Origin of the sequence: Fictibacillus norfolkensis, assembly GCF_014836645.1 — a bacterium.
Classification (GTDB): Bacteria; Bacillota; Bacilli; order Bacillales; family Fictibacillaceae; genus Fictibacillus; species Fictibacillus norfolkensis.
The window spans coordinates 60,615-80,207 of record NZ_JACSQM010000004.1; the positions used below are offsets into that span (position 1 = coordinate 60,615).

At 39.0% G+C, this 19,593-nt stretch carries 21 protein-coding genes; 17 read left to right on the forward strand and 4 right to left on the reverse strand.

Annotation, left to right across the window (positions count from 1 at the left end):
• The first annotated feature begins 37 nt into the window (after positions 1–37).
• From rpoD to H9648_RS10435, 6 genes are all read left to right on the forward strand, one after another.
• Positions 38–1,168 carry an RNA polymerase sigma factor RpoD gene (gene rpoD / locus H9648_RS10410; protein ID WP_191753794.1) on the forward strand — a complete coding sequence of 377 codons (1,131 nt, stop codon included), beginning with the start codon at positions 38–40 and terminating at the stop codon, positions 1,166–1,168.
• A 253-nt stretch (positions 1,169–1,421) separates the two neighbouring features.
• The gene (locus tag H9648_RS10415) at positions 1,422–2,561 is read left to right on the forward strand and encodes an acyl-CoA dehydrogenase family protein (protein ID WP_191753795.1); all 1,140 of its coding nucleotides are present in this window, start codon (positions 1,422–1,424) and stop codon (positions 2,559–2,561) included.
• Between the two features lie 33 nt (positions 2,562–2,594).
• Entirely contained in the window at positions 2,595–4,208 is a 1,614-nt protein-coding gene (locus H9648_RS10420) for an AMP-binding protein (protein ID WP_191753796.1), read from the forward strand.
• Between the two features lie 238 nt (positions 4,209–4,446).
• Entirely contained in the window at positions 4,447–4,791 is a 345-nt protein-coding gene (gene cccA / locus H9648_RS10425; protein WP_066396251.1) for a cytochrome c550, read from the forward strand.
• A gap of 167 nt (positions 4,792–4,958) precedes the next feature.
• Positions 4,959–5,660, forward strand: a complete 702-nt coding sequence (locus tag H9648_RS10430; RefSeq protein ID WP_191753797.1) for a tRNA (adenine(22)-N(1))-methyltransferase — start codon at positions 4,959–4,961, stop codon at positions 5,658–5,660.
• Entirely contained in the window at positions 5,657–6,778 is a 1,122-nt protein-coding gene (locus H9648_RS10435; protein WP_191753798.1) for a Nif3-like dinuclear metal center hexameric protein, read from the forward strand. Before H9648_RS10430 ends, H9648_RS10435 begins: the two co-directional genes overlap by 4 nt.
• Positions 6,779–6,840: 62 nt before the next feature.
• Here H9648_RS10435 and H9648_RS10440 read toward each other — a convergent pair whose 3' ends face one another.
• Together H9648_RS10440 and vrrA are read right to left on the reverse strand one after the other, a co-directional pair.
• Complete coding sequence (locus tag H9648_RS10440) at positions 6,841–7,788, reverse strand: 4-hydroxy-3-methylbut-2-enyl diphosphate reductase (protein WP_191753799.1); 948 nt, start codon at positions 7,786–7,788, stop codon at positions 6,841–6,843.
• A 119-nt stretch (positions 7,789–7,907) separates the two neighbouring features.
• Positions 7,908–8,528 (reverse strand): VrrA/YqfQ family protein, encoded by a 621-nt coding sequence (gene vrrA, locus H9648_RS10445; protein ID WP_191753800.1) that lies wholly within the window; start codon positions 8,526–8,528, stop codon positions 7,908–7,910.
• Between the two features lie 175 nt (positions 8,529–8,703).
• Between vrrA and H9648_RS10450 the strand changes: the two genes are divergently transcribed.
• Positions 8,704–9,987 (forward strand): DEAD/DEAH box helicase, encoded by a 1,284-nt coding sequence (locus tag H9648_RS10450; protein WP_191753801.1) that lies wholly within the window; start codon positions 8,704–8,706, stop codon positions 9,985–9,987.
• Between the two features lie 23 nt (positions 9,988–10,010).
• Positions 10,011–10,904: a deoxyribonuclease IV gene (locus tag H9648_RS10455; RefSeq protein WP_191753802.1), complete on the forward strand. Its 894-nt coding sequence runs from the start codon at positions 10,011–10,013 to the stop codon at positions 10,902–10,904.
• Positions 10,905–10,966: 62 nt separating this feature from the next.
• On the opposite strand, the gene H9648_RS10460 is transcribed toward H9648_RS10455, so the two are convergent.
• Together H9648_RS10460 and H9648_RS10465 are read right to left on the reverse strand one after the other, a co-directional pair.
• Positions 10,967–11,227 carry a DUF2624 domain-containing protein gene (locus H9648_RS10460; RefSeq protein WP_066396234.1) on the reverse strand — a complete coding sequence of 87 codons (261 nt, stop codon included), beginning with the start codon at positions 11,225–11,227 and terminating at the stop codon, positions 10,967–10,969.
• Positions 11,228–11,327: 100 nt separating this feature from the next.
• Positions 11,328–12,587, reverse strand: a complete 1,260-nt coding sequence (locus H9648_RS10465) for an NCS2 family permease (RefSeq protein WP_191753803.1) — start codon at positions 12,585–12,587, stop codon at positions 11,328–11,330.
• Positions 12,588–12,878: 291 nt separating this feature from the next.
• On the opposite strand from H9648_RS10465, the gene H9648_RS10470 reads away from it, so the two are divergent.
• The 9 genes from H9648_RS10470 to H9648_RS10510 all read left to right on the forward strand — a co-directional run bounded on the left by H9648_RS10470 (position 12,879) and on the right by H9648_RS10510 (position 19,153).
• Entirely contained in the window at positions 12,879–13,628 is a 750-nt protein-coding gene (locus H9648_RS10470) for a metal ABC transporter ATP-binding protein (RefSeq protein WP_191753804.1), read from the forward strand.
• Positions 13,625–14,497 (forward strand): metal ABC transporter permease, encoded by an 873-nt coding sequence (locus tag H9648_RS10475; RefSeq protein ID WP_144699028.1) that lies wholly within the window; start codon positions 13,625–13,627, stop codon positions 14,495–14,497. The genes H9648_RS10470 and H9648_RS10475 overlap by 4 nt, the downstream gene beginning before the upstream one ends.
• 13 nt (positions 14,498–14,510) lie before the next feature.
• Positions 14,511–15,431 (forward strand): metal ABC transporter substrate-binding protein, encoded by a 921-nt coding sequence (locus tag H9648_RS10480; protein ID WP_191753805.1) that lies wholly within the window; start codon positions 14,511–14,513, stop codon positions 15,429–15,431.
• Positions 15,432–15,540: 109 nt separating this feature from the next.
• Entirely contained in the window at positions 15,541–16,194 is a 654-nt protein-coding gene (locus H9648_RS10485) for an HAD family hydrolase (protein WP_191753806.1), read from the forward strand.
• A 121-nt stretch (positions 16,195–16,315) separates the two neighbouring features.
• A complete protein-coding gene (locus tag H9648_RS10490; protein WP_191753807.1) occupies positions 16,316–17,092 on the forward strand; it encodes a metal ABC transporter ATP-binding protein in 777 nt (258 codons plus the stop codon).
• 12 nt (positions 17,093–17,104) lie between these two features.
• A complete protein-coding gene (locus tag H9648_RS10495; protein ID WP_191753808.1) occupies positions 17,105–17,953 on the forward strand; it encodes a metal ABC transporter permease in 849 nt (282 codons plus the stop codon).
• A gap of 8 nt (positions 17,954–17,961) precedes the next feature.
• Positions 17,962–18,375 (forward strand): Fur family transcriptional regulator, encoded by a 414-nt coding sequence (locus H9648_RS10500; protein WP_144703375.1) that lies wholly within the window; start codon positions 17,962–17,964, stop codon positions 18,373–18,375.
• Positions 18,376–18,445: 70 nt separating this feature from the next.
• The gene (locus H9648_RS10505; protein WP_144699038.1) at positions 18,446–18,658 is read left to right on the forward strand and encodes a DUF1540 domain-containing protein; all 213 of its coding nucleotides are present in this window, start codon (positions 18,446–18,448) and stop codon (positions 18,656–18,658) included.
• Between the two features lie 114 nt (positions 18,659–18,772).
• On the forward strand, positions 18,773–19,153 hold the full coding sequence (locus H9648_RS10510) for a DUF4190 domain-containing protein (protein ID WP_191753809.1): 381 nt from the start codon (positions 18,773–18,775) through the stop codon (positions 19,151–19,153).
• The last annotated feature ends 440 nt before the right edge of the window (positions 19,154–19,593 follow it).

Sequence of the window (19,593 nt, forward strand, 5' to 3'; positions counted from 1 at the left end):
ATGTAAAATGGTTGAAGTTTTGGAAGGAGGGGATCGAATGGCTGAGAAACCAAACCGTCAAGGAACGGAAGGCGAATTAACCATCGATCAAGTTAAAGAACAATTAGTTGAGGCCGGTAAAAAGCGAGGGCGGCTAACATATACTGAAATCACAAGTAAGCTGGCACCTTTTGAACAAGATTCTGATCAAATGGACGAGTTCTATTCATACCTTGAAGAACAAGGTGTTGAAGTTGCTGAAGCGTCTGAAGATGCAGAAGATGAAGAGAACCCTAAGTTCGAAATGGAAAAAGAGGAAGAAGAATTCGATCTTAATGACTTGAGCGTACCACCAGGTGTTAAAATTAACGATCCAGTCCGTATGTACTTAAAAGAAATCGGACGTGTAGACTTACTTTCAGCAGACGAAGAGATCGAACTAGCAAAACGTATTGAGAACGGTGATGAAGAAGCCAAACGCCGTCTTGCAGAAGCTAACTTACGACTTGTCGTAAGTATTGCCAAGCGTTATGTTGGTCGTGGAATGCTGTTCCTTGATCTTATCCAAGAAGGTAACATGGGATTGATTAAAGCTGTTGAAAAGTTCGACTATGACAAAGGATTTAAATTTAGTACGTATGCAACATGGTGGATTCGTCAAGCAATCACGCGTGCGATTGCTGACCAAGCTCGTACGATACGTATCCCGGTGCATATGGTTGAAACGATCAACAAACTGATTCGTGTTCAACGTCAGTTACTTCAAGATCTTGGGCGTGAACCATCACCAGAAGAAATCGGCGCTGAGATGGAACTCACTCCTGAGAAGGTTCGAGAGATTCTCAAGATCGCTCAGGAGCCAGTCTCTTTAGAAACACCTATCGGTGAAGAAGACGATTCTCATCTTGGTGATTTTATTGAAGATCAGGATGCATTAGCTCCTTCGGAAGCTGCGGCTTATGAGTTATTGAAAGAGCAGCTTGAAGATGTTTTAGATACCTTAACGGATCGTGAAGAAAACGTTCTTCGTCTACGTTTCGGACTTGACGACGGGCGTACTCGTACCCTTGAAGAAGTAGGTAAAGTGTTTGGCGTAACGCGTGAACGTATCCGTCAGATCGAAGCTAAAGCACTCCGTAAACTCCGCCATCCAAGCAGAAGTAAACGATTAAAAGACTTTTTAGAATAGAAAGTTTGCCCAATTCTGGGCAAGCTTTTTTTATTTCTTTCATTTTACTTATTATTCCACCTCAATGCAAACTCATCAAAAACTCATTTTCTCATACAATTTCCTGCATAATTCTTTTTGTTGCTTGCTTATTCTTCTATATATTAAATTAAAAATTCTTTAAATCTTGTAAAAATTCAGCCTTTATATCTATAATAAATATGTAAGCGCATACAAATAAAAGCGTAAATTTATTAAAGGGTGGGATGCAACCATGAATTTTACATTAACAGAAGAGCAGTTGATGATTCAAAAAATGATGAGAGAATTTGCAGATGAAGTGGTAGCTCCGGGAGCTGAAGCAAGAGATAAAAATAAAGAATTCCCGGTAGAGATTTTTCAAAAGCTTTCTAAATTAGGAATGATGGGTCTCCCTTTTTCTGAAGAATACGGTGGAGGCGGAGCTGATACTATAAGTTTTGCTATTGCTGTTGAAGAATTGAGCCGCGCTTGTGGATCTACTGGAATTACATATTCTGCACATGTATCTTTAGGTGGAGCTCCCTTAAACCTATTTGGAACGCACGAACAAAAAGAAAAATATCTGACGCCAATCTGTACAGGTGAATCTCTGGGAGCATTCGGGTTAACAGAACCAAATGCAGGCTCTGATGCAGGTGGTACAGAAACAACGGCGAAAACGGAAAATGGTGAGTGGGTGATTAATGGCTCAAAATGTTATATCACGAACGCGAGCTATGCCAAGCACTTAGCATTAACTGCGATTACAAATAGAAATGGTAACGATAAAGAAATCTCTGCGATTATCGTACCAACAGATGCTAAAGGGTTCCGTGTTATCGATAATTACGAGAAAATGGGTCTTCACTCTTCAAATACCACTGAACTTTTTATGGAAGATGTCAGAGTGCCTGAAGAAAACCTTTTAGGAAAGCGCGGAGACGGCTTTAAACAGTTCCTGGTGACATTGGATGGCGGAAGAATAGGTATTGGTGCGATGGCAGTAGGAATTGCACAGGCGGCCTATGAGAAGGCTCTAACATATGCAACCGAACGGAAACAATTCGGAAGATCTATTTCGAAATTCCAGGCGATCCAATTTAAGTTGGCCGATATGGCGATGAAGATCGAATTGGCTAGATTAATGGTATATAAAGCAGCATGGCTAAAAGATCAAGGTAAGAAGTTCTCAAAAGAAGCCTCGATGGCAAAATTATATGCATCAGAAGCATGTATGCAGATCTGTTCTGAATCGGTTCAAATACATGGCGGTAATGGCTATATGAGGGATTACCATGTAGAACGTTATTTCAGAGATGCTAAACTTCTTGAGATTGGAGAAGGTACATCAGAGATTCAGCGTATCGTTATTGCAAGAGAGATCGGCTGCTAACAATCGTTAATAGACCAAGTGATGGGGTGAATTATGGCTGAACTAATGAAAGTGACTGTAGGGGATTGTTTAAGAAAACAAGCGTTGAAACTTAAGGATCAAGAAGCTATGGTTTACAGCAAACTAGGAATTCGCTATACCTATCAAGAATTTTATGACTTAACGACTAAAGTTGCCAAAGGTCTGATGGCGATGGGAATAGAAAAAGGAGATCATATAGCTGTTTGGGCCACAAATGTACCCGAATGGCTGTTGCTCCAATTCGGGTCAGCTAGAGCTGGAGCCGTTTTAGTCACGGTCAATACGAATTATCAATCTTCTGAACTAGATTATTTATTGAAGCAGTCTGATGCAAAAGCTTTATTCTTTATCGAACAATTCCGTACTACTTCTTACAAATATATGGTAGATTCCGTTCAAGAGAGATTAACGGAATTTCCTGTATTGAAACATTTTATTCAACTGGATGCTGAATCTTCATCTTATGAAACATTCTCAGATATGTTGAAAGCTGGGAATGTCGTATCTGATGAAGAACTTCAAAGAAGAGAATCATCTCTTCATTGCGATGATGTGATCAACATGCAATACACTTCTGGAACGACAGGGTTTCCGAAAGGGGTCATGTTGACGCATTACAATATTGTTAATAATGCAAGACAGATCGCAGATAGTATGAACTTAACAAGTGCAGATCGATTGTGCATTCCTGTTCCTTTCTTTCATTGTTTTGGCTGTGTTTTAGGAACCCTTGCTGCCGTTTCAGTTGGAGCTACGATGGTGCCAATCGTACAATTTGATCCGCAAGAAGTTTTAGAAACGGTTCAAAACGAAAAGTGTACAGGGTTGCATGGAGTTCCTACAATGTTCATCGCGGAATTGAATCTTCCTGAATTTGATTCTTATGACTTGCAAACACTTCGCACCGGAATCATGGCAGGCTCACCTTGTCCGATAGAAGTGATGAAGAATGTGATCGAAAAGATGGGAATGTCAGAGATCACGATCGCCTATGGCCAGACAGAATCTTCTCCTGTTATCACTCAAACGAGAACAGATGACCCAATCGAGCGCAGGGTTGAAACGGTAGGAAAGAAGCATTCTCAAGTACAAGCAAAAGTAGTCGACCCGATAACGAATAAAGAAGTGAGTCCTGGTGAACAAGGAGAACTTTGTACACGAGGTTATCATGTTATGAAAGGCTATTACAAGATGCCTGAAGCGACGAAAGAAGCGATTGATTCGGATGGATGGCTTCATACTGGAGACCTAGCCACTGTTGATAAAGAAGGCTACTATAAAATAACAGGTCGTTTGAAAGATATGATCATCCGTGGCGGTGAGAACGTATATCCGAGAGAGGTTGAAGAATTCCTCTATTCACACCCTTCTATCCTTGATGTACAAGTGATCGGAGTGCCGGATAAAAAATTTGGAGAAAAAGTAGCGGCATGCATCCAAGTAAAAGAAGGTCATTCACTTTCTGAAAATGAATTGAAGGCTTATTGTAAAGAAAAGATCTCGCACTTTAAGATTCCAGAATATTATCTCTTTCTTGATCAGTATCCGATGACTGCCTCTGGAAAAGTACAGAAATTTAAGCTTCGAGAACAAGCGATAGAGGCACTTTCAGTTATATATGAATAGCCACCAAGAGTGTGGCTATTTCTTTTTTGTACCTCTTCACATAAAGTGAATGACTGAATCTACAAAAGTTAGGTAAAAAAGTTTAAAAAGTTAATGCTGTGACAAAACTGGGAAAAATAGAGTTTGTACTTCCCAAGTAAACGCTTTTACAGTACAATAGGTTATGGATTGTTTACTATACATATTAAGTTTATCAAGATCACAACACATGTAGTGTACAGACGAAGGAGGAATTTGCATGAAACGTAATCCACTCATTCCTTTTGCCATTATTGGAGTTATTGGAATTGTTCTTATGCTTACAATGGGCGGATATGGTATCAACAAAATTCATACGGCTAGTGAAAATAAAGAAAAGGCTGCTATGGATCCGGAAGCTATTTTTAAACAAAACTGTTCTTCTTGTCATGGACAAAACCTTGAAGGTGCAACAGGACCAGCACTTGATAAGATTGGTGGCAAGTACAAGCCGGAAGAAATTGCTGATATTATCAAAAACGGTAAACCAGGTGGAATGCCAGCTGGTGTCGTAAAAGGTGAAGAAGCTAAAATACTAGTTGATTGGTTAGCAGAAAAAAAATAAAATAAGAAGAGCTTCTTGTTATTTATAACAAGAAGCTCTTTTCTTTGTATGATCAGATCGTAAATTTGTACTTTTTCTAAAGTCTTATGTCTTTCTAACTTTTTTTACAAAAAATGATTGAACGTGCGAATACTAAAACTAACAAACTAATTGAAACGGTGATGAAAATGAATTCAGAAAAATTATCAAATCGACTCGAGCGAGTTGCTTCATACGTACCTGAAAACACAATTTTAGCAGATATCGGATCTGACCACGCTTACCTTCCTTGTTATCTGGGACTAAAAAAAGGAATAAAAAAAGGAATCGCAGGTGAGATTACCCAAGGCCCTTACTTATCCGCTAAGGAGCAGGTGGATTTAGACAAACTAAGCGATGTGATCGAAGTTAGAAAAGGTGATGGACTTTCAGTACTCAAACCAGACGAAGCAGAAGTAATCACGATTTGCGGCATGGGTGGCTCTTTGATCACATCTATCCTTGAAAAAGGAAAAGATAAGCTTGGACGAGCACGTCGTCTAATTCTCCAACCTAACGTTGGGTCAAAAACAGTAAGAAAGTGGCTATTAAAAGAGAACTGGGTATTGATTGAGGAAGAAATTATAAAAGAAGATGGCAAGATCTACGAGATCCTTGTAGCTGAACGTTCAGGGAATCAACCTTATACTGAGCATAGAGAAGCGGAATTATTGTTTGGCCCATTCTTATTAAAAAATCAGAACGAAGCGTTTAAAGACAAATGGGCAGGGGAAGTCAAGCAATGGAAAGCGATTTTGGCTCAAATGGAAAATAGTTCGGGAGTAACGGCAGAGAAAAAAAGAGAAGAATTAAGAAGAAACATAAAATTTGCAGAGGAGTGGATTTCTTGAGTAAATGTGCGAGCGCGCAATATATCATTTCTCTATTAGAAAGTTTCGCACCTAAAAAGTTGGCTATAGAAGGTGATCCTATCGGATTACAAGTAGGTTCATTGAACAAACCCGTAAAAAAGGTAATGATCGCACTTGATGTATTAGAAAGTGTCGTGGATGAAGCGATTGAAGGGAAAGTTGATCTGATTATTGCTCATCATCCTCTGCTATACCGTCCATTGAAAAAAATTGATATCAGCACATCAAAAGGTAAAGTTATTGAAAAATTAATCAAGAACGATATAACGGTGTATGCGGCACATACGAATTTAGATGTTACATCGCTAGGGGTTAATGAATGGCTGGCTGATCAATTGCAATTAACGAGCACCGAAGTGTTATCAACAACATATGAAGATAAACTCGTAAAGTTATCTGTGTTTGTACCTCGCACACATGAAGATCAAGTCAGGTTTGCCATCGGTAATGCTGGAGCTGGTCATATCGGAAATTATAGCCACTGTTCGTTCTCTAGTAATGGTATCGGTACATTTACACCATTAGAAGGTACGACACCTTTTATCGGAAAACAGGGTGAACTGGAGAGAGTAGAAGAAGTCAAAATTGAATCAATTCTGCCAGAATCTATTGTGAAAGTGGTTGTTTCAGCAATGAAAAAAGCACATCCATATGAAGAGGTAGCATATGACCTCTACCCGCTTTTGAACAAAGGGGAGGAGCTTGGAATTGGAAAGATCGGAAAGCTTCCTAAAGAAATGGGCCTACAGGAATTTGTAGAGCATGTGAAAACCGCTTTTGGAGTATCGCATCTTCGAGTTATTAAAGGTAAAAATTCTATTATTAAAAAAGTTGCGGTCGTAGGCGGTGATGGAAACAAATATATTTATCCAGCTCTTCATAAAGGAGCAGATGTATTAGTTACAGGAGATGTCTATTATCACAATGCACATGATGCTCAAGAAGAAGGGCTTACAATCGTAGATGCTGGACACCATATCGAACAGATCATGAAGATTAAGCTCAAGGATATTCTTGAACAGAAACTAAAGAATAACAAATATGAGACCGTCGTTGTAGAATCAAATATCATTACAGATCCTTTTACGTTTATGTAGACTGGGATTTGAATTCAACAGAGTCAAAAAAAGAACAGCTGGAACACCCAGCTGTTCTTTTTTTATGATTTTTTCTCTTTAACTTTAGGAAGAATGCGATTAAGTGTTACTTTACGTTCTTTTTGCCATGTTTCTTCATTTTGATCATCAAAGTTTTTTAGGAAATCGATAACTTCTTTCGTTATTGGTGTTGGTGTAGAAGCACCAGAAGTGATTCCTACCTTCTTTACGCCTTCTAACCAACTGAGTTCGATTTCAGATACATCAGAGATTCTGTAAGCTGTTGTTCCTGCAATCTCCTCTGAAACTTGAGCTAATCGATTTGAGTTATTGCTTCTAGGATCTCCAACTACAAGGACCAAGTCACAATCACCTGCTTGGTTTGCAACAGCTTCTTGTCTGACTTGAGTTGCCAAACAGATCTCTTTATGAACTTCAGCAGAAGGATATCTCATGAGCAGTCTCTTGATGAGTTCTGCTACATCCCATTGACTCATCGTCGTTTGATTTGTAATGAGTATCTTTTCGCTGTTCACGTTTAGTGAATCTAGATCTTCGGTATTTTCAACCAGGTGTACGATATGAGGTGCGATTCCGATCGCTCCTTCTGGTTCAGGGTGACCTTTCTTACCGATATAGATGATCTCATATCCTTCTTTTTCTTTCTCACGAATAAGGTCATGCGTTTTTGTAACATCAGGACATGTAGCATCAATCTCATATAAGCCTTTTTCATGAGCAATCCGTCTCACTTCTGGTGAAACACCATGAGCGGTATAAATAACCGTGCCTGATTCAATATTCTTAATGATATCCAGTCTGTTCGCACCATCGAGGGTAATGATCCCTTCATCTTCAAAGGCATCTGTCACATGTTTATTGTGAACAATCATACCAAGTATATAGATGGGTCTAGGTAATGTCGGATCATTAGCAGCTTGGCGTGCCATGACCATCGCGTCCACTACGCCATAACAATATCCTCGTGGAGATATTTTAACGATTTCCATATTTGGATCTCTCCTTTATTTCATATAAAAGACAGCACAGAGATCTATGCTGTCTTGGGAGATTTACTTCTGTATGTGTTTATTATAAAGGAGAGACCATAAGAACTCAAACACTATACTCATACATATAGTTTCGGCCCCGATAAGTGGTAGCCCTTAGGTACGTTTGTCTTAGGTGCTGACGGTACAGTTTTTGCAGCATTTGGAGCTTTTTTGATCATTGGCGGTTCTTCTGTCTGTGTGGATGTCTTTGTAGATTTTGGTCCAGCCACAACCACCTTTTCTTCTGTTTCTTTTTTTTCGTTTTTCTTTATAACGTTTTTCTTAGCATCACTTTTTTCATTCGTAACCTTTGTTTCAGTCGTTTGATCTGTGTTTTCCGGTTTTTCGGAGGTATCTGCCTCAGTATCATTATTGGCCTTTGAGCTTGATCCGCTTTGGAAATCTTTAAGAGCTGTCATGATGGAAGGCAGATTTCTCATTGCGGGTCCATATTGTTTGATCATAGGTCCCATCGTCTCAGCGACTTTTAAGACCTTTTGAACGTTGTTTAACATCGTAAACACACTTGTTCCACCTGATATACTTCCACCGCTGCCAATCGTCCCCAAGAATCTGTCAACAGAACCCATCTGACGCGGCATCCCATTCATCCCATTCATGTTTTGAAGATATGGATTTACTTGAAAGGGCTGCATAGGATGCTGAGGTTGATTTGGATATCTATAAAAAGGCTGCATAATTCCCCCTCCTTTCCAAAATAATACGCTCATATATAGAATATGAAATAAGAAAAACATGTGTGATATTTATCCCTGTTTTCTTATTAATCTTCGGGATGGTTGGCTTAAATGCAAAACTTACTCTATAATACTAAAAGTGAAGAATTTATATTTGAAAAGAAAAGGTGAGCGTATGAAATCTCCGTTTGAACGGTTAAAAATAAACGAATCGCTCCAGACCGCTTTAAGTGGTCTTGGATTTGAAAGACCAACTGATATTCAAGAGCGTGTAATTCCTGGAATTATTAACGGACAAGACATGATCGGACAATCGCAAACAGGTTCAGGAAAGACATTTGCGTTCCTGCTGCCATTGATGCATAGAATAGACATCACAAAAGACGAGGTACAAGCAGTAATCACAGCTCCTACTCGTGAATTAGCACAACAGATCTACAACGAGTTTCTAAAGATTTCTGAGCATATGCCTGCGGATAAACAAATCCGCGCAAAAGCAATCGTTGGTGGAACGGATCGAAAACGTATGGCTGAAAAGCTAAAAACAGTTCCTCAATTAGTGATCGGAACTCCAGGTCGTATTAAAGACTTGGTAAACGCTCAAGAGTTAGTTGTCTTTACAGCGAACATGCTTGTAGTTGATGAAGCAGATCAGATGCTAGATATGGGCTTTATTGAAGATGTAGATCTGATCGCTTCTCGTATGGCCAACGAATTGCAAATGATGGTGTTCTCTGCCACAGTTCCAGAAAAACTGCAGCCATTCTTGAAAAAATATATGCAGAACCCGAAACACGTTCATGTTGAACCTCAGCATATAACTGCTAAAGATATTAAGCATGTTCTTATTCAAGCGAAGCACAATGACAAACTTCCTACACTGATTAAAACAGCAAAAAATTATAATCCTTATTTTGCGATTATTTTTGCTAACACAAAAAGAGCGGTCGATGAAATTGCGGATGCTATGAGTGCTGAAGGAATGAGTGTTGAGCGTTTGCATGGTGATATTCCGCCTCGTACAAGAAAGAGCATCATGAAACGTGTTCAGAAAGCTGAGTTTCAGTTCTTAGTAGCAACTGACCTTGCAGCTCGTGGAATTGACATCAAAGGTGTCAGCCACATCATCAACTACGAGTTCCCGAAAGATCTTGATTTCTACATTCATAGAGCAGGAAGAACGGGACGTGCAGGAATGTCAGGAATCTGTGCATCTCTTTACGAGCAAACAGATCAGCATTCTGTTCAAAAGTTAAAAGAGAAAAAAATCATTTTCCACATCGAACAATATAAGAACGGTGAATGGGTACCTGTAAAGCCGAGCAAGAAAAGTACGGGTGCAAAAGAGCAGGATGGCGTTTATGTACCAAAACCGCGCAAAGTAAAACCTGGTTATAAGAAAAAGATGGACGAACAGAAAAAGAAACTAATGAAGAAGAAAAGAAGAAACATCAGATAGTAGGTTAGGGAAGAGGGGAAAATATGATTAAACTAGGATCTCACGTTTCAATGAGCGGTAAAAAAATGCTTCTCGCTGCGAGTGAAGAAGCTGTTTCATATGGTGCCAACACTTTTATGATCTATACAGGTGCACCCCAAAACACGAGACGAAAAAAAATTGAAGACCTTAATATCGAAGCTGGAACGAAACACATGATCGAGAACGGTATCGTTGACATTGTTGTTCACGCACCATATATCATCAACATCGGGAATGCTGTGAAGCCGGAAACTTTCGAGCTGGGGGTCGATTTCTTAAGAAGAGAGATCGAACGAACTGACGCACTTGGTGCAAAACAGATCGTGCTTCATCCAGGAGCACATGTTGGAGAAGGTTCAGAGATTGGAATCAAGAAGATCATTGAAGGCCTTAACGAAGTATTAACGAAAGAGCAGAATGTTCAAATCGCACTAGAGACAATGGCAGGTAAAGGGTCTGAATGCGGCAAGACATTTGAAGAACTTGCACAGATTATTGATGGTGTAACGCTGAATGAAAAACTTTCTGTTTGCTTTGATACATGTCATACACATGATGCGGGTTATGATATCGTTAATGATTTTGATGGAGTAATGAATCAGTTCGATAAGCTGATCGGAATCAATCGTATTAAAGTTTTCCATATCAATGACAGCAAAAATGTAACTAGAGCTGCTAAAGATCGACATGAAAACATTGGCTTTGGTCATATCGGATTTGATGCCTTAAATTACATCGTTCATCATGAACAAACGAAAGAAATCCCGAAAATTCTTGAAACACCTTATGTAGGTACAGATAAAAATAACAAAAGACCTCCATATCAATTAGAGATCGAGATGATTAAAGCAAAAACGTTCGATCCAGAACTTCAGAACAAGCTATTGAACGCATAAACTAGTCACAACTGATTAACTTAAAAAAGATTAAAAGCCGCACAGCTGTGCGGCTTTTTGTGTCACCTATCAATGTACGTTTGAATTAAGTATTGGATATAGTTCGCTTTTTCAGGGCTAACTTCTTTTGCGATGGTAGCAATGATCATCTTACGCTGTGATAGATTTTTGATATCAATTGTCTGCCTTCGCAATATGTTTACGATCTGTACGGCTTCTTTTTGTGAAATGGGAAGCTGATATTGCGCGGCAAGTGAGATCAGTTCGTTCGGACTGATCGAATTAAGTTTCTGATTTACAAAATGAACAATGATTGGATTCATTTAGTAATCCCTCCCGACTTTCTCATTGTATGAGGAAGGAGTGAAGAAAGTGCTAAAAAAAGACTTCGGAATATTGTCCAAAGTCTTTTTGTTTATATTTTTATACGATTGTATGAAGAATAAAATTCATAAAGAATAAAAAGGCGATCACATACATCGGTGTAGTAACCTGTTTTTTCTGTCCGGACATCCATTTAACAAGTGGATATGCAATAAATCCAAATGCAAGACCATCCACGATGCTGTAAGTCAATGGAATCAGCGCAATGATAAGAAATGATGGAAACATCTCTGTAAAATCAGCAAAAGGAATATGCTGAATCTGCTGAACCATCAGACCGCCAATGATTATCAAGATAGGAGCGATAGCCCCATCAGGTATATAAGCGATGAAAGGTGCTGCAAACATGGAGAAGAAGAATAATACAGCAACTGTAATACTTGTTATCCCTGTTCTGCCGCCTTCTTGTATTCCAGATGCGCTCTCAACCGTGGAGATCGTAGGACTAGTTCCAAATAAACCGGAAACGATAGATGAAGCTGCATTCGCTTGAAAAGCTTTTGGAAACTTTTCTTGATCAGGTAATAGACCGTATAACAATCCCATGTTCTCAAATGTGATGATCATGGTCAATGAGAACGTTGCGATCCAAAAGGAAAGCTCAGTTATCCCTGAAAAATCAAACGCAAATAATAATTCGCCAAACGGTTTAAAAGAGAATCCATCAGACAAGCCTTTCACTTCTTGCGTATGGCCCATAAAGAATCCTACAAGAGTGGTCAAAGCAATCCCGATTAGAAAGCTTCCTTTTACGTTTTTTAGAAACAGAGCCAATGTTACCGAAAGGCCGATAACCGTCAGGATTGCGTCGGGACGATCTAAATGTCCTAACTTTACAAAAGTTGCAGAGCTCGCTTCGATGATTCCGCCTTTTTGTAATCCAATAAACGTTAAGAACAAACCGATTCCTACTGTTATGCTAAGTTTCAATGATTGCGGAATACTTTTTGAAAGTATGTCCTTTAAAGGTGTTGACGCTACGATTAAAAAGAATATCCCAGACATCACCACAGCAGCAAGAGCTTCTTGCCAGCTTAAGTTCATACCTTGCACGATAGTATACGTGAAAAACGCGTTTACCCCCATGCCCGGCGTTAATACGATCGGAGCCTTTGCATACAGCCCCATGATCAGACAACCAACTACAGAAGTAAGGATCGTAGCTAGAACTACTCCCTCATACGGCATACCAGCATCTGCTAATATTAGTGGATTAACGACAATAATATAAGCGATGGTGAAAAATGAGGTGATCCCTGCAAGTACTTCTTTCTTTAGTGAAACTTGATTTTGTTCCATTTGTTCCTTCCTTAAATCTTTAAAACATCCCTCTCCCACCCAGCAGTTTCCTGCCAGAGTTGATTATATAGCAAATGTAGAAATATGGCTAGAGAAAATCGTTTACAATCTTGTGTCCACACTATATAATTTGACTTAAGTAAAAAAGTTGCCTAAAGGAAACATTTGCTTCTTCCGAAAATATTCACTTTCCATCTATTCATTTCATAATATTGTGAAGGGATAATTTTTTTATATTAAAGTTGCACTTGGGCAAAAAAAGTTACTGAATGAAAAAGGAGGTCTTTTTCAATGAATGAAGCACTAAAGATAGATCACTTATATGTGTCTTATCTAGGAAACCAAGTAGTTAAAGATATATCATTCTCAGTGAATCAAGGTAGTTTAGTGGGAATCATTGGGCCGAATGGTGCCGGTAAATCGACTATGATGAAAGCTGCTTTACATTTAATACCAAGAGACAAAGGCGATGTTGAGGTATTCGGAGAGCCGATTAAAAAATGGAAAAAAAGAATCGCATATGTTCCTCAGCGCTCAGATATCGACTGGGATTTTCCGATCACAGTATTTGACGTGGTATTGCTTGGAACATATCCAAAATTGGGATTATTTAAGCGCCCTTCAAAAAGTGATAGAGAGTGGGCTTATGAATGTTTGAAGACGGTAGGTATGGAAACGTTCAGTGATAGACAGATCGGTGAACTTTCAGGTGGGCAGCAGCAAAGAGTATTCCTTGCTCGAGCATTGGCTCAAAAAGCAGAATTGTTCTTTCTTGATGAACCATTCGTTGGAATAGATGTTGCAAGTGAAGAAACGATCATTCATATTTTGAGAGATCTAAAAAAAGAAGGGAAGACCATTCTGGTCGTACATCATGATCTTAGTAAAGCTGAATCCTACTTCGATCATTTGCTGCTGTTGAATAAGAATATGATTCATTACGGTGCATCTGAAGAAGTTCTTCAGCCAGAGGTGATCACAAAAGCTTACGCTAACCAGTTCTCATTTCTTCAGCCTAAAGGAGTGAATGTGACATCATGAGTATTTTTGAATTCTTTCAAGCGTTATTTCAATATGAATTTTTACAAAAAGCGTTATTTACCTCAGTAGTTGTAGGTATTATTTGTGGAATTGTAGGATGTTTCATCATCTTAAGAGGCATGGCGTTAATGGGGGATGCGATCTCTCATGCTGTGTTGCCTGGTGTTGCGATCAGTTACATGTTAGGGATTAACTTTTTCTTTGGAGCTGTTATAACGGGGGTTCTTACTGCGATCGGAATCGGATATGTGAGTCAAAACAGCAGGATCAAACATGATATGGCTATAGGGATCATGTTTACGAGTATGTTTGCTGTAGGAATCGTGATTATTACGATGATGAAAAGCTCTGCAGATCTGTATCACATTCTCTTCGGTAACGTTCTTGCTGTTCGAATGAGTGACATGTGGATCACTCTTGGAATTGGGGTACTAGTGATCGGTCTTGTCGTCCTGTTTTACAAAGAGCTTCTCGTTTCAACATTTGATCCAACGATGGCACAAAGCTATGGATTGCCAAACAAATGGATTCATTATTGTTTAATGGCCGTATTAACGATGGTCACAGTTGCATCGCTGCAAACGGTAGGAATCGTTTTAGTAGTTGCGATGCTGATCACACCGGCAGCGACGGCTTATCTGTTAACCAACCGACTGTCTGTCATGATCTATCTGTCTGCATTAATAGGTGTCATCTCTTCTGTGTTTGGCTTATATTTCAGCTTTACGTATAACTTGGCATCAGGTGCAACGATCGTATTAGTTTCAGCTTTTCTGTTTGCACTCGCGTTCTTCTTTTCACCATCACAAGGTATCGTTTGGAAAGCGCACAAATCTAGAAAAAACAGGCTAGAACTGTTAGAGAAATAGGGAGGATGATTGTATGCTTAAAAGAATTACAAAGCTCATTTTAGCAGGAACTTTATTAGCGGCTGCAGCTGGATGCAGTGCGGGTGGAAATGAATCAGAAAAGGTAGAAGTCGTAGCTACTTATTCTATCATCTATGACTTGGTTAAGAATGTAGGAGGAGACAAGGTAGAAGTTCATAGCTTAGCACCTATTGGTTCAAATCCACATGAGTATGATCCGCTTCCAGAAGATGTTTTAAAAACAACGGATGCAGATGCAGTTTTCTATAATGGTTTAAATCTTGAAGAAGGAAATTCATGGTTTGACAAATTGATGAAAACAGCTGATAAAGATGGTAAAGATGCACCCGTTTACCGTGTTAGTGAAGGTGTAGATGCGATCCACCTGGAATCTAAAGGTCTTGAAAAACAATATGATCCACATGCTTGGCTGAACATTGAGAATGGGATCAAGTATGTTGAAAACATTCGGGATGCACTGATGAAAGAAGATCCAGAAAACAAAGAGTACTATAAAAAGAACGCTGAAAAATATATTGGTGAACTAAAAGCTCTTCACGACAAAACTATCGCAGAATTAAGCAAGATTCCTAAAGAGAAACGCGTACTTACAACAAGTGAAGGGGCGTTCAAATATTTCGGAGAAGCCTACAACATGGAAACGGCGTATGTTTGGGAGATTAATTCTGATAATCAAGGATCACCGCAGCAGATTAAAAGTTTGGTTGATTTCCTAAAAGAAAGAAACGTTCCAGCACTGTTCGTTGAAACAAGTGTCGACGCTAGAAGTATGGAAACAGTATCTAAGGAAACAGGTATTCCTATTAAAGGAAAAGTGTTTACCGATTCTCTAGGTAAGCGAGGTAAAGATGGAGACACTTATAAAAAAATGATGGAATGGAACACAGAAACGATTATTGAGGGATTAAAATAAGAATAATAAAAAGAAGCTGAAAATGAAAATGTTTCAGCTTCTTTTTGTTTTTACTAAACAATGCTTTATAATACGTACAGTGAAGTTTGCAATAAAGGTGGAGAAAGGTATGAATATAAAAGCAGTCTGTTTTGATATGGATGGTGTGATTGTTGATACGATGCGTCACCATGTTGAAGCGTGGCGGCATGCATTTAATAAAAATGGATATGATCATGAAGAACTCGTCTTTTACTTAAGAGAAGGAATGCCAGGAAAAAAGACAATCGTAGATGTTTTTAATCATTCTAATGTCGAAGCTAATGAAGAGTTGATCGAAAGTATATATGTTCAAAAAAGAAATTATTTTAAGGAACATGCACAATATGAATTTATAGAAGAAACCGTTTCTACACTTATAGCCTTAAGTGATGAGCAGATTCCTATTGCAGTCGTTACAGGAAGTAGAAAAGAATTTGTTTCTGAAGTTTTAAGTAAACTGCCTGTTACTTTTGATATAATTGTTACTGGAGATGATGTGAAAGAAGGAAAGCCATCGCCTGAACCGTATTTATTAGCTATGGATCGACATTCTTTTAAGCCATCAGAGTGGCTGGTTATCGAGAACGCACCACTTGGTATACAATCTGCCAAAAGTGCAGGAGCCTATTGCTTAGCTGTTGAAACGACTCTTGAAGAAAAGTACCTAAAAGAGGCGGATCAAATCATTAGACCTAAAGATTTGCTGCGTCATGTTAAGAGTCTCATAAAAGGTATGAAATAAAACGTGTATAGGCATGCTCACAGAGCATGTTGTTTTACTTTGTTCATAATTCGTGTATACTATGAGACAGTTTAAATCGTACTCATTACTACTTATTTTGATTTTCTCACGGAGGTTACTCATGAATAACAATATAGGATCGATAGCCATTCGTGTAGATGATTTATCGTTTCATTATGGCGATAAAAATGTTCTCCAGCATGTAACGATGGAGATTAAGAAAGGATCTTTCCTTGGATTAGTTGGTCCGAATGGTTCAGGTAAATCTACACTAATTAAATGTATTTTAGGGCTCCAAAAGCCTCAAGAAGGACAAGTTTATCTTTTTGGGGAAAAAGTAAATAAATTTAATGACTGGGACAAGGTAGGGTATGTTTCACAAAAAGCAAATAGTTTTAACACAGCCTTTCCTGCAACCGCGTTCGAGGTCGTATCAATGGGACTTTTTGGTAAAGTTGGATTGTTTAGATTCTTAAAAGCTTCGGATAAAAACAAGGTTTGGGAAGCATTAAGGTCAGTGAAAATGGATCAGTATGCCTACCAGAACATAGGAGAGTTATCTGGAGGACAGCAACAGCGAATTTTTATAGCTCGTGCACTAGTAAGCGATCCAGAACTATTAATATTAGATGAGCCAACTGTTGGAGTCGATACGGAATCATCTGATTCTTTTTATAAGATGCTTAAAGAACTGCATCGTGAGAATAACATGACGCTTGTGTTGGTAACTCATGATGTCGGTGTGATGACGAATTATGTAACAGATGTAGCTTGTTTGAACAAACAGATTCATTTTCATGGAAATACGAAAGAGTTTGAGGAAAGCTCTTCTGAGAATATGTCTGCTTTTTATGGTCATCATGTTCATGTTCTTCACCATGATCATGGTCACGAGTAAGGGGAGGAACACATGTTACCGTTTTTAAAATACGAATTTTTACAAAATGCCTTCTTAACAGGAATCATGGTTGGCTTGCTTGCTCCTGTATTAGGGGTTTTTATTGTGGTAAGAAGGCAAGCGTTAATTGCAGATGCTTTGTCTCATATCACATTAGCGGGTATTGCGGCTAATTTACTGTTAGGAAAATGGTCTTCGTTTTTTGCTGCAGCTAATCCTATCTACATGGGGATGGCATTCTCGGTAGGTGGAGCAATTTTTATTGAGCAGCTAAGAAAAGTGTACAAGCATTATGAAGAGCTTGCTATACCTATCATTATGTCTGCGGGAATTGGTCTAAGTGTAATCTTCATTTCAATGGCAGATGGTTTCAACACAGATTTGTTCAACTATCTATTCGGAAGTATCATTGCTGTTAAGCGTTCAGATGTTTGGACCGTTTTTGCGATTCTTGTTGTTGTTCTCTTGTTTGTATTTTTCATGTATAAAGAATTATTTGTTTTATCTTTCGACGAAGAGCAAGGAAAGCTGTCTGGCATTCGAAGCAACTGGATCTTAGTTGCTTTTATGGCAATAACGGCTTTAGTTATTGCTGCTTCCATGAAAATTGTAGGTATTTTGTTAGTTTCAGCACTTATGACTTTACCGGTTGCAGCTAGTATTCGCATCGCTAAAGGGTTTAAACAGGCGATTTGGCTCTCTGTTCTATTTGGTGAGATTTCAGTCATCGCCGGTATGTTTCTGTCATATTATCTTGATCTAGCATCAGGTGGAACGATTGTTTTATGCTTGGTTGTCATTTTGTGCTTAAGTATTTTTTATAAAAAATTTACAGGTTCCAGAAAGGTGGGTCACTTGTGAAATTTGCGATGACGATTGAACAGGCAATGGACCTTCTAAAGGAAAAAGGCTATAAGTATACGGAAAAGCGAAAAGATCTTCTTTCATTATTTGCTCGCGAAAAGAGATATCTTACAGCTAAAGAAGTTCAAGAAGCACTTAAAGATAAGTATCCTGGTCTCAGTTTTGATACGATCTATCGAAATCTAACCACTTTTGTCGAGTTAGAATTACTTGAAGAAACAGAGTGGGAAGGGGAGAAAAAGTTTCGATTTACGTGTTCACATAATGAACATCATCATCACTTGATCTGCCTTACATGTGGAAGCACGAAGTCCATTCATACATGTCCGATGGAAGTGTTAGATAGTGAATTGAACGGTTTTGACGTGACAGGACATAAATTTGAGATCTACGGTTATTGTAAAGCGTGCAAAAATTAAACTTTTTATATGTATTCAAGTATGTATCTCCTTTTATTTAGCCAAGCTAAGGTGAAAGGAGGTTTTTTTTATGCCTGAAGTAAAATGTAATGTATCGAATTGTACGTATTGGGGGGAAGGCAACAATTGTGTAGCAGATGCTATTCTTGTTGAGATCGACAAGCATGCAAATATGTCTATTGACATGAGTGCAGACGGTAGCCTCCATGGTGATGCAGCTCACAAAGATGCTGCCCACGATACAGCTGAAACATGCTGTCATACGTTTAAAGCAAAACATTAAACAAAGAGGCCAAAGCGGGCCTCTTTTTCAATGTCCATAAACTAACATCTATGAAAACGTTACTTTAAAGCCATAATAAGAACGCTCCTTAACACGATAAGAGGGGGAATCATCATGGCATACGAAAGAGATGAACGTACTATTAATAACGAAGCAGCATTTCGTGAAGAGATGGCTGCGGAGGCTGTACCGGTTCCTGTAAGAAGTGATATGACGTTACCTGAGAACGAGAGACCTCGTTATTCAGATCGAGACGACGATCACAGACATGAGCACGAAGATTCACGGGAAAGAGCAGGAGGTAAAGCGACTGGAATTATCGCAATTATCCTATCTGTTTTATCTTTGTTCATACTTCCTGTGTTTTTTGGGGCAGCGGGTATTATTGTCGGATTCATTGCCAGAAGACAAGGTGCACATTCGCTTGGTAATTGGGCGATCGGAATTGGAGTCGTATCGATTATCATTTCATTGTTTTTTGCACCATTCTTTTAAAGGAAAAAGGAGCAAAGGAGAAGCTAACCGCTTCTTCTTTTTTTATGGGATAAGGATGTTTTTGAATACATTGCTGTTTTTGAAAGGCAGTTTTAGTAGGCTTTGTAGCTTGTGGAAGTAATTGATTTCCGTTTCAGGTGCTCGCTTTCCGCGGGGCAGGCAGTGAGCCGCATTTGGACGTTTCGCTTTTAAGTGGCTCACCTGCCCACCTGTCCTAGCCGAGAGTCTCGCACCTTGCACTCCAATCAACCCATCTTCGAAGAAAAGAAAAGGCCCTTTTCTGTAAGATTGTTGCTTTTAGGACGTTTTCGTTTCTTCCTCTAGCAAGTTGATTGTAGCGTAAGGTTGCCTGCCACATGAGGAGCTTCTCGCAAGGCATGCGACGAGGAAGTTCACTTCTTTAGCATAGACTTGTAGACGCAGGAGCAGAGAGACAACCT

Bases quoted from the DNA above. Each gene is read 5' to 3' on its own strand.
- H9648_RS10485 (WP_191753806.1), top strand. From the start codon at position 15,541: ATGAATATAAAAGCAGTCTGTTTTGATATGGATGGTGTGATTGTTGAT.
- H9648_RS10440 (WP_191753799.1), bottom strand. From the start codon at position 7,788: ATGGAAATCGTTAAAATATCTCCACGAGGATATTGTTATGGCGTAGTG.
- vrrA (WP_191753800.1), bottom strand. From the start codon at position 8,528: ATGCAGCCTTTTTATAGATATCCAAATCAACCTCAGCATCCTATGCAG.
- H9648_RS10420 (WP_191753796.1), top strand. From the start codon at position 2,595: ATGGCTGAACTAATGAAAGTGACTGTAGGGGATTGTTTAAGAAAACAA.
- H9648_RS10490 (WP_191753807.1), top strand. From the start codon at position 16,316: ATGAATAACAATATAGGATCGATAGCCATTCGTGTAGATGATTTATCG.
- H9648_RS10430 (WP_191753797.1), top strand. From the start codon at position 4,959: ATGAATTCAGAAAAATTATCAAATCGACTCGAGCGAGTTGCTTCATAC.
- H9648_RS10465 (WP_191753803.1), bottom strand. From the start codon at position 12,587: ATGGAACAAAATCAAGTTTCACTAAAGAAAGAAGTACTTGCAGGGATC.
- H9648_RS10450 (WP_191753801.1), top strand. From the start codon at position 8,704: ATGAAATCTCCGTTTGAACGGTTAAAAATAAACGAATCGCTCCAGACC.
- rpoD (WP_191753794.1), top strand. From the start codon at position 38: ATGGCTGAGAAACCAAACCGTCAAGGAACGGAAGGCGAATTAACCATC.
- H9648_RS10495 (WP_191753808.1), top strand. From the start codon at position 17,105: ATGTTACCGTTTTTAAAATACGAATTTTTACAAAATGCCTTCTTAACA.
- H9648_RS10480 (WP_191753805.1), top strand. From the start codon at position 14,511: ATGCTTAAAAGAATTACAAAGCTCATTTTAGCAGGAACTTTATTAGCG.
- H9648_RS10470 (WP_191753804.1), top strand. From the start codon at position 12,879: ATGAATGAAGCACTAAAGATAGATCACTTATATGTGTCTTATCTAGGA.
- H9648_RS10455 (WP_191753802.1), top strand. From the start codon at position 10,011: ATGATTAAACTAGGATCTCACGTTTCAATGAGCGGTAAAAAAATGCTT.
- H9648_RS10510 (WP_191753809.1), top strand. From the start codon at position 18,773: ATGGCATACGAAAGAGATGAACGTACTATTAATAACGAAGCAGCATTT.
- H9648_RS10460 (WP_066396234.1), bottom strand. From the start codon at position 11,227: ATGAATCCAATCATTGTTCATTTTGTAAATCAGAAACTTAATTCGATC.
- H9648_RS10415 (WP_191753795.1), top strand. From the start codon at position 1,422: ATGAATTTTACATTAACAGAAGAGCAGTTGATGATTCAAAAAATGATG.
- H9648_RS10500 (WP_144703375.1), top strand. From the start codon at position 17,962: ATGACGATTGAACAGGCAATGGACCTTCTAAAGGAAAAAGGCTATAAG.
- H9648_RS10475 (WP_144699028.1), top strand. From the start codon at position 13,625: ATGAGTATTTTTGAATTCTTTCAAGCGTTATTTCAATATGAATTTTTA.
- cccA (WP_066396251.1), top strand. From the start codon at position 4,447: ATGAAACGTAATCCACTCATTCCTTTTGCCATTATTGGAGTTATTGGA.
- H9648_RS10505 (WP_144699038.1), top strand. From the start codon at position 18,446: ATGCCTGAAGTAAAATGTAATGTATCGAATTGTACGTATTGGGGGGAA.